We start from the raw sequence: 12187 nt of genomic DNA on the forward strand, positions 1-12187 counted from the left end.
TCCAGGGCATGCAGAAGGCCCCGGGCTCCTTTCAGGAACCCGGGGCCTAGAGCCGTTTAGCGATTAGAGCGCCAAGCGGCGATCAAGCGAGTAGTAAAGACTACTTGTTGATCTTGGTAACGCGACCAGCGCCAACGGTGCGGCCACCCTCACGGATAGCGAAGCGCAGGCCCTCGTCCATAGCAACCGGCTGGATCAGGGTGACGGACATGTCAACGTTGTCGCCCGGCATAACCATCTCGGTGCCCTCCGGCAGCTTCACAACACCGGTAACGTCGGTGGTGCGGAAGTAGAACTGCGGACGGTAATTGTCGAAGAACGGGGTGTGGCGGCCGCCCTCGTCCTTGGACAGAACGTAGACGGAGCCCTCGAACTCGGTGTGCGGGGTGTAAGCGCCCGGCTTAGCAACGATCTGACCACGCTCAACGTCTTCGCGCTTCAGGCCACGCAGCAGCAGTGCGGCGTTGTCGCCAGCCTCTGCGGTGTCCAGCAGCTTGTTGAACATCTCGATGGAGGTAACGGTGGTCTTCTGGGACTTCTCGCGGATGCCCAGGATCTCGACCTCGTCGTTCAGGTTCAGGATGCCACGCTCAACACGGCCGGTAACAACGGTACCGCGGCCGGTAATGGTGAAGATGTCCTCAACCGGCATCAGGAAAGGCTTGTCGGTCTCGCGCTCCGGGTCCGGGATGGAGTCGTCGCAGGCCTGCATGAGCTCCAGGATCTGCTTAGCCCACTTCTCGTCGCCCTCCAAGGCCTTCAGTGCGGAGATGTGAACAACAGGTGCTTCCTCGTCGAAGTCCTGCTCAGCCAGCAGCTCGCGGACCTCCATCTCGACGAGCTCCAGCAGCTCCTCATCGTCAACCATGTCGCACTTGTTCAGTGCGACCAGGATGTACGGAACGCCAACCTGGCGAGCCAGCAGAACGTGCTCGCGGGTCTGCGGCATCGGGCCATCGGTTGCAGCAACAACCAGGATGGCGCCGTCCATCTGAGCAGCACCGGTGATCATGTTCTTGATGTAGTCAGCGTGGCCCGGAGCGTCAACGTGAGCGTAGTGGCGCTTCTCGGTCTCGTACTCAACGTGGGAGATGTTGATCGTGATGCCACGCTCCTTCTCCTCCGGCGCCTTATCGATGGCGTCGAAAGCGAAGGACTTGTTGGCCTCGGGGAATGCGTCAGCCAGAACCTTGGTGATCGCGGCAGTGGTGGTGGTCTTGCCGTGGTCGACGTGACCAATGGTGCCGATGTTTACGTGCGGCTTGGAACGCTCGAACTTAGCCTTCGCCACTTTGTGTCCTCCTGGACTGCTCGGTGGCTACGACTCTCGCAGCCACATTAACTTTTATTGCCAACCAGTTGCTTCCCCGCAGTTTACGGGTCGCCCACTGGCTAGTTTTTCTTACTTCTTGCCGAATATCAGATTATCCGTGTAACGAACATCTTCGCCTCGACTTTGTGCTTCGAGGCCAGTCGCGCTACACGCGAACTGGGTAACGGCCAGCACACCGCATCCTACGTCACTTTTGCCGTCTAGAAAAATTTGCCCCCACGAGCAAACCTAAAAGCCCACGAACATTGGGGTAGTCAAGTTTTCTATTCGGTTGTTTATTGACGCAGGGCTACGCCGTGCTGACCCCTACCCCGCAAGGCCCTTAGGCCCGTGATGCTCCGCGACAGGCGCCCCGGGGTGGTGGGCGCCCGAGGGGGCGTCACAAAGCTAAAGAAACCTTGCTTGGGGTCTTGCTTTAGGGTTAAGCGTTGCCGCCAGTGCGCTCCGCGATGATCTCGGATGCGACGTTGGTCGGAACCTCGCCGTAGGAGTCGAAGATCATGGAGAAGTTCGCACGGCCGGCGGTGCGGGAACGCAGGTCGCCGATGTAGCCGAACATCTCGGACAGCGGCACCTTGGCCTTGACGATCTTGGCGCCAGCGCGGTCGTCCATGGAGGAAACCTGGCCACGGCGGGAGTTGATGTCGCCGATGACGTCGCCCATGTACTCCTCTGGGGTGATGACCTCAACGGCCATCAGCGGCTCCAGCAGAACCGGCTTTGCCTTGGCAACAGCTTCCTTCAGTGCCTGGGAACCAGCCAGCTTGAAGGCCATTTCGGAGGAGTCGACCTCGTGGTAAGCACCATCCAGCAGGGTGGCCTTGATGTTCACCAGCGGGAAGCCGGCCAGGTAGCCGTACTGCATAGCGTCCTGGATACCAGCGTCTACAGACGGGATGTACTCCTTCGGCACGCGGCCACCGGTGACCTCGTTGACGAACTCGTAGGTCTGGTCGGAGCCCTCTTCCGGCTCGTAAGGCTCGAGCGCGATGATGACGCGCGCGAACTGACCGGAACCACCAGTCTGCTTCTTGTGGGTGTACTCCAGCTTCTCGACCGGCTTGCGGATGGTCTCGCGGTAAGCAACCTGCGGGTTACCGATGTTCGCCTCGACCTTGAACTCGCGGCGCATGCGGTCAACCAGAACGTCCAGGTGCAGCTCGCCCATACCGCCGATGACGGTCTGGCCGGTCTCCTCGTCCAGCTTAACGGTGAAGGTCGGGTCCTCTTCCGCCAGCTTCTGGATGGCGGTACCCAGCTTCTCCTGGTCAGACTTGGTCTTCGGCTCGATGGCCACCTCGATAACCGGATCCGGGAAGTCCATGGACTCCAGGATGACCGGGTCCTGAGCGTCGCACAGGGTGTCGCCCGTGGTGGTGTCCTTCAGGCCGATGAAGGCGTAGATGTGGCCGGCGGATGCGCGATCCACCGGCTGCTCCTTATTGGAGTGCATCTGGAACAGCTTGCCGATGCGCTCCTTCTTGTCCTTGGTGGAGTTGGTGACCTGTGCACCGGACTCCACGGAACCGGAGTACACGCGAACGTAGGTCAGCTTGCCGAAGAACGGGTGAACGGCGACCTTGAAGGCCAGAGCGGAGAACGGCTCGTCCTTGGACGGCTTACGCAGCTTCTCGGTCTCCGGATCCTTCGGATCGTGGCCGACGATGGAGCCAACGTCCATCGGGTTCGGCAGGAAGTCGATCACAGCGTCCAGCATCGGCTGGATACCCTTGTTCTTGTAGGCGGAGCCACAGTAAACCGGGTAGACCTCAGAGTTGATGGTCAGCTTGCGGATCTGTGCCTTCAGCTCGTCGACGGTGATCTCCTCACCGGCGAAGTAGCGCTCCATCAGCTCTTCGTCGGACTCAGCAACGGTCTCGATGAGCTTCTCGCGGTACTCCTCAGCCTTTTCCTTCAGATCCTCCGGGATCTCCTCGTAGGTCGGCTCAGTACCGATCTCGACCTTGCCGCGCCAGGTCAGAGCACGCATGTTCAACAGGTCGACGATGCCGTCGAAGTCGTCCTCAGCGCCGATCGGCAGGGCCATCACCAGCGGCTTAGCGCCCAGTCGGTCGACAATGGTCTGCACAGTGTAGTAGAAGTCCGCACCCAGCTTGTCCATCTTGTTGACGAAGCAGATACGCGGAACGTCGTACTTGGTTGCCTGGCGCCAGACCTGCTCGGACTGCGGCTCCACGCCTTCCTTGGCGTCGAACACAGCAACGGCACCATCCAGAACACGCAGGGAACGCTCCACCTCAACGGTGAAGTCCACGTGACCCGGGGTGTCGATGATGTTGATCTGGTTGCCTTCCCAGAAACAGGTGGTAGCGGCGGACGTAATGGTAATTCCGCGCTCCTTCTCCTGCTCCATCCAGTCCATCGTGGAGGCGCCATCGTGGGTCTCACCGACCTTACGGTTGATGCCGGTGTAGAAAAGGATGCGCTCCGTGGTGGTGGTCTTACCAGCATCGATGTGCGCCATGATGCCGATGTTGCGGACCTTGTTCAGGTCGGTCAACGCTTCAAGTGCCACTGGGTTACCCCGCTCATTTCGTTGTTGAGCGACTTGGCCGGAACTTCCATGTTGTTCACATTGTTGTTCTTCAAATGCTTTAAAAAGCCCCGCAAGCCGCAGGCGATTATGTACTCGTTCTATTGTGCCAGCTTTGTGCTGTCACGTCGCGTCGAGGGTTTATTGACGCCCTCACGCGGTCAATAAAAACTATAGCCCCACTACCCCGATATGAAGTTTGGGCGGTGAGGCTATGGAGCCGCTGCTACCAGCGGTAGTGGGCGAAGGCGCGGTTGGCCTCTGCCATCTTGTGAGTGTCTTCGCGACGCTTCACGGATGCACCCAGGCCGTTGGATGCGTCCAGGATCTCGTTGGCGAGACGCTCGGTCATGGTGTTCTCACGACGCTGACGGGTGAAGGTCACCAGCCAACGCAGTGCCAGAGTGGTGGAACGGCCGGGGCGAACCTCAACCGGAACCTGGTAGGTAGCGCCACCAACACGGCGGGAACGAACCTCAAGAGCCGGCTTGACGTTGTCAAGAGCCTTCTTCAGGGTGAGGATCGGATCGGTGCCGGTCTTCTCGCGGCACTGCTCCAGTGCGCCGTAGACGATGCGCTCTGCGGTGGACTTCTTACCGTCAAGGAGAACCTTGTTCACCAGCTGGGAGACGAGAACGTCGCCGTAAACTGGATCCTTGACTAGCTGTCGGGAAGGTGCTGGACCCTTACGTGGCATTGTTTACTTCTCCTTCTTAGCGCCGTAGCGGGAACGTGCCTGCTTGCGGTCCTTGACACCCTGGGTATCGAGGGAACCACGCACGATCTTGTAGCGAACACCCGGGAGGTCCTTCACACGACCACCGCGGACGAGCACCATGGAGTGCTCCTGCAGGTTGTGACCCTCACCCGGGATGTAGGCGGAAACCTCGATACCGGAGGTCAGGCGAACACGGGCAACCTTTCGCAGTGCGGAGTTCGGCTTCTTCGGGGTAGTGGTGTACACGCGGGTGCACACACCGCGACGCTGCGGGGAGCCCTTCAGCGCAGCAGTGGCAACCTTCGTGCTCTTGTCGTGACGGCCCTTGCGGACCAGCTGCTGAATAGTTGGCATAGATGAACTTTCTTTCGGTTCTTTTTGGTGCAGTTGCACAGTGCCGCCGCTTTGGATGCGGCCGCCCTATGTGTTGAGCATCTGTAGCTTGAGGATCTCAAAAAGGATCTGCACACACGAAAAATAAGGGGCTCTTCCTTACGGGGCCTCTTCCGTGGCGTATCACCCCACGCAATAACGTGGAGATCCCTGCATCGCACCCCAGCTGCACAATCGACCCGAGCTAACTCGGTTAGCTTGTGGCCGCCACTGCACCAGCGGAGACAATACAATCTACGGTCGAAAAGTTTAATACACCTTGCCTGCGCTACCAAATTTCCGGTTGAACAGCGTCCTCAGTCTCTCCCTGGCTGGCACCGTGCTTACAATCATCCCGATGCCTTCCTACCAGTTCGACTTAGCAATCATCGGCGACGGCCTGCCCGCCGCCGAGCTTCTACCGCGCATCCCGGAGCGCGGCCCACTGGTGGTGGAAGCACCCCCCGGAACTGGTAAGACAACCCTAGTTCCGCCTGCACTGTCCAACATCCTGCAGTCCCAAGCAGGCACGGCTCCCGAAGCCGACGAAGCTGCAGCGCCGAAGGTCCTAGTCACCGCACCTCGTCGCGTGGCCGTCCGCGCCGCAGCCCGGCGCCTCGCCTACCTCGACGGCTCCCGCGTAGGCGACCGCGTCGGCTACAGCATCCGTGGAGAACACCACCCCGGCACCCTGGTGGAATTCGTCACCCCAGGAGTCCTCCTCAACCGCCTCCTGGCCGACCCCGCCCTGGAGGGCGTGGGCGCGGTTCTCATCGACGAAGTCCACGAGCGCCAACTGGATTCCGACCTTGTGCTCGCGATGTGCCAGGAGGTTGCACTGCTGCGCGAAGGCGACCCCGCCGGGGAGCTCTACCTCTGTGCAATGTCCGCCACCGTCGACACTCAAAAGCTCGCCGACTACATGGGTGCGAAGGTCGTCTCTACCCCAGCGGTCACCCATCCGCTAGACATCTCCTATCACCCGCACCCCGAACGCGCCCAGGGATCGCCCGCGTTCTACCGCCACGTCGCAGAACTGGCCCTGCAGGCCCACGCCCACCACCGCGACTCCGGCCACCCCGGCCATCGCACGCTGGTATTCGTTCCCGGCCGCAAGGAAATCGATTGGGTGAGCTCTCACCTACCCGATAGTGCCCCTCTCCACGGCGGCCTGGATTCACGCGAACAGGATGCCGCGCTCACAGGCAACTCCCCCATCGTCGTCGCCACCTCCATCGCTGAGTCCTCCCTGACCGTCCCCGGCGTGCACGCGGTTGTCGACGCAGGGCTTTCCCGCGCTCCCCGCCGCGACCAAGCTCGCGGCATGACGGGCCTGGTCACCACCTCCACTTCCAAGGCCAGCGCCGATCAGCGTGCCGGTCGTGCCGGTCGCCTCGGCCCCGGCCAGGTCTATCGCGCCTACTCCGCGGCCGACTATTCCCACTTCGCACCGGACATCACCCCGGAGATCCTCTCGTCGGATCTCGTCGCCGCCGCCCTGACCCTCGCTGCTTGGGGCTCGCCCGGTATTTCTCTTCTGGACGCCCCTCCGGCCGCAACCCTCACCGACGCCAACCAGGAGCTGCACGCTTTGGGCGCGCTGGACGGGAACGGCGCGATTACCGAGACTGGTCAGAAGCTCGCGCGCATTCCCGCCGACCCACGCCTGGGGGCGGCACTGCTGGCCCACGGCTCAGGCGCTGCCGAGGTTGTGGCTGCGCTGTCGACCGGCCTGCAGGGGGACCTCGCCGAGGCGAAACCACAGACTTCCGAGGTGCGCCGTTTCGCGCGGATGGTGGAAGACCACGGTCCGGCCGCTCCCGGCGAAGTTGTCGCCTCCGCATACCCCGACCGCGTTGCGAAGCTAGTGGATAGAGGCGGTAGCGGCGAGGATGCCGAGTACCTGCTGGCCTCCGGCACCCGCGCTACCCTGGCGCCGGAGCTGCGCCGCCCGCTCGGCGGATCCGAATGGCTGGCGGTGGCGGAGGTCCAGCTGGGCCGCACTCCTCTGATCCGCGCCGCCGCCCGGCTGGACAACCCGGACCTAGCGCAGGTGCGGGAGGACGTCACCGCGCGCATCTCCGAGGGCAAGCTCCGCGCCCGGCGCACTCGCCACCTCGGAGCCATCGAGCTGTCGAGCACCCCAGTCTCCGTCAACCAGCTAGGCGAAGAAGAGAAAACCCAAGCGATTGCTGCCTTGGCTGCCGAGGGGCTCGGGTGGCTACGGATGACGGAGGGGGCGTCAAGAATAAAAGAAAGAGTCGACTACCTCCGCGAGCAGCTCGGCGAACCGTGGCCGGACCTTGCGTCAGGCGACTACACGCCCGAGGCCGAGCGGGTCGTGGCGGGCGAAAGGATCGCCGACATCGACGCTTACCAGGCGATCATGCGCCAACTGCCGTGGCCCGAAGCGGGGCGAATGGACGAACTCGCGCCGGAACGACTGGAAGTACCCAGCGGATCGGCGCCAACGGTTCACTACGAAACTGGGCGCCCGATTGTGCGTGTTAAGCTGCAGGAATGCTTTGGTTTGGCGGAATCCCCCACCATCGAAGGGCAAAAAGTTCTGTTCCACCTACTATCGCCAGCGGGCCGCGAGCTGGCCGTCACAGACGATCTGAAGAGCTTTTGGAACGGCCCCTACCAAGGCGTGCGCAAGGACATGCGCGGGCGCTATCCGAAGCACCCGTGGCCCGAGGATCCGTGGTCGGCGACGGCGACGAAGAAGACAAAGCGGGCGCTAGGTCGCTAATTCGCACGGGCGCGTGGCCCGCACGCGCCTAGCGGCGCTTGTTGCCGAAGGTCTTGGTGAAGTTCAGGCCGCGGATCGGGGTGCGGATCGTGACGGACTGGCGGCCATCAGCGCGCTGCGTAATGCGCATCGGCCCAACACGGGTGGATCCGCCCACGCCCCCGGAAGAGGTGTTAATGCGGAACGGACCGAAGTTCTTGGAATTGCGAAACATCATACCCATGCAGGCCATCATAGAGCACCGCCGAGTGCAGGCACGCAAAAGCGGGCGCCGCCCGCAGTACGAGGTCTTTAAGCTCAAGACCTCTAGTACAAGGGGAAGCGCCCGCTAAAAGCTGCTGGCCGCCCGTCAGTTGCGGGCAACCATGCAGCAGATCCGACCTACATCAGATCAATGTCGTCCAGCGGCACGGCAGCGCCGGTGAACTCGCCGTAGGTGTCGTCGGCGTAGAAGCCATCGCCGAAGGAGGACGGCAGGGAGTAAGCCGCTGCGCGGGCCTCCTCCGTCGGCTCCACGCTGATGTTGCGGTAGCGGGAAATGCCCGTACCGGCCGGGATCAGCTTACCGATGATCACGTTCTCCTTCAGACCGATCAGCTTGTCAGAACGCTTGTTGATGGCAGCGTCCGTGAGCACGCGGGTGGTCTCCTGGAACGAGGCGGCGGACAGCCAGGACTCGGTAGCCAGGGAGGCCTTCGTGATACCCATGATCTCGGCGCGAACCTCCACCGGACGGCCGCCGGTCTTGACGGCCTCCTTGGAAGCAGCCACTGCGTCTGCGTGATCCACCAGGGAGCCCGGCAGGAGCTCGGTCGAACCGGAGTCGATGACGGTCACGCGGCGCAGCATCTGGCGCACGATGATCTCGATGTGCTTGTCGTGGATGGCCACACCCTGATCGCGGTAGACCTTCTGGACCTCGTTGATCAGGTGCTGCTGAACGCCACGGCGGCCCATCACGCGCAGAACCTCGTGCGGGTCGGCAGCGCCCTTCAGCAGCTGCTGGCCCATCTTCACGTGGTCGCCGTCGCGGATCGGGCGCTCCACGCCACCGGTGCCCAGCGTTGCCAGGCCCTGGCGCTTGGACAGCTTCTCGTACACCACATCGTCGGAACCGTCATCCGGCTCGATGGTGAGGGTGAAGAAGTTGTCGTCGTCTTCGATGCGCACCTTGCCGTCCACCGACGCGATCGGGGACTTCGCCTTCGGCACGCGAGCCTCGAACAGCTCCTGAACACGCGGCAGACCACCGGTAATGTCGCCACCGACACCACCCAGGTGGAACGTACGCATGGTCAGCTGGGTACCCGGCTCACCAATGGACTGGGCGGCGACGATACCAACGGCCTCGCCGATCTCGACCTTCTTGCCGGTCGCCATGGAACGGCCGTAACAGGTGGAGCACACGCCGGTGTTGGTAGCACAGGTCATCACGGAGCGGACCTTTACTTCCTCCACGCCGGCCTCGAGGAGAGCCTTCAGCTCGCCCTCGCCAACGACATTGCCCTCGGCAACGATGACGGTGCCGTCGGAGGCGGTGGCGTCACTAGCCAGGTAACGACCAAGAACAGACGTTTCGACGAAGTCCGCCGGGGTGTAGTTACCGGTCGGCTTGCCCTCGACGTCCAGAACCGGAACGGCCACCGGCATAACAGCGCCCTGCCTGGTGCCACAGTCGTCCTCGCGCACGATGACGTCCTGCGCCACGTCCACCAGACGACGGGTCAGGTAGCCCGAGTCGGCGGTACGCAGTGCCGTATCGGCCAGGCCCTTACGGGAACCGTGGGAGTTGTTGAAGTACTCGAGCACGGACAGGCCTTCGCGGAAGGAGGTCTTAATCGGGCGGGTGATGTACTCACCGCGCGAGTTCGTAACCATGCCCTTCATGCCGGCCAGGGTCCAGATCTGACGCATGTTACCGGCAGCACCCGACTTCACAATCATCGGAATCGGGTTGTCGTCCGGGTACAGGTCCTCGACGGACTGACCAACGAAGTCGGTCGCTTCCTTCCACAGGTCAACCAGGGACTGGTAGCGCTCGGCCTCGTTGATCTTGCCGCGTGCCATCTTCTTCTCGATAACGCGGGCCTTGGCCTCGTAGTTATCCAGAACTTCCTGCTTATTCGGCAGAACCAGCACGTCGTGCATGGTGATGGTCACACCGGAGCGGGTTGCCCAGTAGAAGCCGGCATCCTTCAGCTTGTCCACCGTCTGCGCCACGGTGATCATCGGGTACTTCGCCGCGAGGTCGTTAATGACGGCAGCCTGTGGCTTCTTCGCCATGACGCCCTCTACGTATGGGTAGTTCCACGGCAGCAGCTCGTTGAACAGCACGCGACCCAGGGTGGTCTCCGCCAGCCAGGTCTGGCCTCGCTGCCAACCATCCGGGAACAGCTCGGCCTCGATCTCCGCGGTCGGGCGCAGGTGGCTGATACGCACGTGGATCGGAGCCTGCAGGCCCAGCACGCCACGGTCGTAAGCCATGATCGCCTCGGCCAGGGAGGAGTACACGCCCTGCGCCGGGCCTTCCTCGGTGGCCGGTGCGTAGGCACCCTGGCCGCCGAACTCCTCCGGCTTCTTCAGCAGGGTCAGGTAGTACAGGCCGGTCACCATGTCCAGACGCGGCATAGCCAGCGGCTTACCGGATGCCGGGGACAGAATGTTGTTGGAAGCCAGCATCAGGATGCGAGCCTCGGCCTGCGCCTCTGCGGACAGCGGCAGGTGAACAGCCATCTGGTCACCGTCGAAGTCCGCGTTGAAGGCCTCACAGGCCAGCGGGTGCAGCTGGATGGCCTTACCCTCAACCAGAATCGGCTCGAAGGCCTGAATACCCAGGCGGTGCAGGGTAGGTGCACGGTTCAACATCACCGGGTGCTCGGCGATGGCCTCTTCCAGCACGTCCCACACCTCGGGGCGCTGGCGCTCCACCATGCGCTTGGCGGACTTGATGTTCTGCGCGTAGGACTTCTCCACCAGGCGCTTCATCACGAACGGCTTGAACAGCTCCAGGGCCATCAGCTTCGGCAGACCACACTGGTGCAGCTTCAGCTGCGGACCAACGATAATCACGGAACGGCCGGAGTAGTCCACACGCTTACCCAGCAGGTTCTGGCGGAAGCGGCCTTGCTTACCCTTCAGCAGGTCAGACAGGGACTTCAGCGGACGGTTGCCCGGGCCGGTAACCGGACGGCCGCGACGACCGTTGTCGAATAGCGCGTCGACGGATTCCTGCAGCATGCGCTTCTCGTTGTTCACAATGATCTCGGGCGCGCCGAGGTCCAGCATGCGCTTCAGGCGGTTGTTGCGGTTGATTACGCGACGGTACAGGTCGTTCAGGTCGGAGGTCGCAAAGCGGCCACCGTCCAGCTGCACCATCGGGCGCAGCTCCGGCGGGATAACCGGGATGCAGTCCAGAACCATGCCCGCCGGGTCGTTGCCGGAACGCAGGAACGCGGCGACAACCTTCAGGCGCTTCAGAGCGCGCAACTTCTTCTGACCCTTGCCGTCACGGATGACCTCGCGCAGGGACTCGGCCTCGGCCTCGAGGTCGAAGCTACGGATCAGGGTCTGGATGGCCTCTGCACCCATGCCGCCGGTGAAGTAATCCTCGTAGCGGTCGACCAGCTCGTTGTAGATGTTCTCATCCACAATCATCTGCTTCGGAGCCAGCTTGACGAAGGTGTTCCAGATCTCGTCCAGGCGGTCGATCTCGCGCTCGGCGCGCTCGCGGATGTGGCGCATCTCGCGGTCGGCCGCGTTCTGCACCTTCTTCTTGGCATCGTTCTTGGCACCAGCTGCCTCGAGCTCGGCCAGGTCGTCCTCGAGAGTCTTGGCACGGTCGGCCAGCTCCGCATCGCGCTCCTGCTCGACCTCCTTCTTCTCCAGCAGCATCTCCGCCTCGAGGGTGGACTGGTCGTTGTGGCGACCCTCCTCGTCCACGGAGGTGATGATGTTGGCGGCGAAGTAGATGATCTTTTCCAGATCCTTCGGAGCCAGGTCCAGCAGGTAGCCCAGGCGAGAAGGCACGCCCTTGAAGTACCAAATGTGGGTGACAGGAGCGGCCAGCTCGATGTGGCCCATGCGCTCACGACGCACCTTGGACTTGGTCACCTCAACGCCACAGCGCTCACAGATGATGCCCTTGTAGCGCACACGCTTGTACTTGCCACAGCCACACTCCCAGTCGCGGGTGGGGCCGAAAATGCGCTCGCAGAACAGGCCGTCCTTCTCCGGCTTCAGAGTGCGGTAGTTAATGGTTTCAGGCTTCTTGACCTCGCCACGGGACCAGCGACGGATGTCGTCCGCAGTCGCTAGACCGATGCGAAGCTCATCGAAAAAGTTGACGTCCAGCACGTGGACTTCCTTTCCCCTCCTCTTCCCGGAGGGCTTTGGGTAGTTACGGCGCCTTAAGCTGTGTTGTTTGTCGGGCTCAGGCGCCGAAAATACGGCGAATGTACG

At 62.4% G+C, this 12187-nt stretch carries 7 protein-coding genes; 1 reads left to right on the forward strand and 6 read right to left on the reverse strand.

What is annotated here, in order from left to right:
• Nucleotides 1–100: 100 nt before the first annotated feature.
• The 4 genes from tuf to rpsL all read right to left on the reverse strand — a co-directional run bounded on the left by tuf (nucleotide 101) and on the right by rpsL (nucleotide 4959).
• Complete coding sequence (tuf, locus tag MHX66_RS01250) at nucleotides 101–1291, reverse strand: elongation factor Tu (RefSeq protein WP_239198733.1); 1191 nt, start codon at nucleotides 1289–1291, stop codon at nucleotides 101–103.
• Nucleotides 1292–1754: 463 nt separating this feature from the next.
• Entirely contained in the window at nucleotides 1755–3869 is a 2115-nt protein-coding gene (fusA, locus tag MHX66_RS01255; protein ID WP_239198736.1) for an elongation factor G, read from the reverse strand.
• Nucleotides 3870–4113: 244 nt separating this feature from the next.
• Nucleotides 4114–4584 (reverse strand): 30S ribosomal protein S7, encoded by a 471-nt coding sequence (rpsG, locus tag MHX66_RS01260; RefSeq protein WP_005291999.1) that lies wholly within the window; start codon nucleotides 4582–4584, stop codon nucleotides 4114–4116.
• Nucleotides 4585–4587: 3 nt separating this feature from the next.
• The gene (gene rpsL, locus MHX66_RS01265; RefSeq protein ID WP_034971062.1) at nucleotides 4588–4959 is read right to left on the reverse strand and encodes a 30S ribosomal protein S12; all 372 of its coding nucleotides are present in this window, start codon (nucleotides 4957–4959) and stop codon (nucleotides 4588–4590) included.
• A 376-nt stretch (nucleotides 4960–5335) separates the two neighbouring features.
• Here rpsL and MHX66_RS01270 point away from each other — a divergent pair, with 376 nt between their 5' ends.
• On the forward strand, nucleotides 5336–7729 hold the full coding sequence (locus tag MHX66_RS01270; RefSeq protein ID WP_239198739.1) for an ATP-dependent RNA helicase: 2394 nt from the start codon (nucleotides 5336–5338) through the stop codon (nucleotides 7727–7729).
• 28 nt (nucleotides 7730–7757) lie between these two features.
• Here MHX66_RS01270 and MHX66_RS01275 read toward each other — a convergent pair whose 3' ends face one another.
• Both MHX66_RS01275 and MHX66_RS01280 read right to left on the reverse strand, forming a co-directional pair.
• Complete coding sequence (locus MHX66_RS01275) at nucleotides 7758–7952, reverse strand: DUF4236 domain-containing protein (protein WP_239198742.1); 195 nt, start codon at nucleotides 7950–7952, stop codon at nucleotides 7758–7760.
• Between the two features lie 158 nt (nucleotides 7953–8110).
• Nucleotides 8111–12082 (reverse strand): DNA-directed RNA polymerase subunit beta', encoded by a 3972-nt coding sequence (locus MHX66_RS01280; RefSeq protein ID WP_239198745.1) that lies wholly within the window; start codon nucleotides 12080–12082, stop codon nucleotides 8111–8113.
• Between the last annotated feature and the right edge of the window lie 105 nt (nucleotides 12083–12187).

Source organism: Corynebacterium sp. ACRPH (genome assembly GCF_022347285.1).
GTDB lineage: Bacteria > Actinomycetota > Actinomycetes > Mycobacteriales > Mycobacteriaceae > Corynebacterium.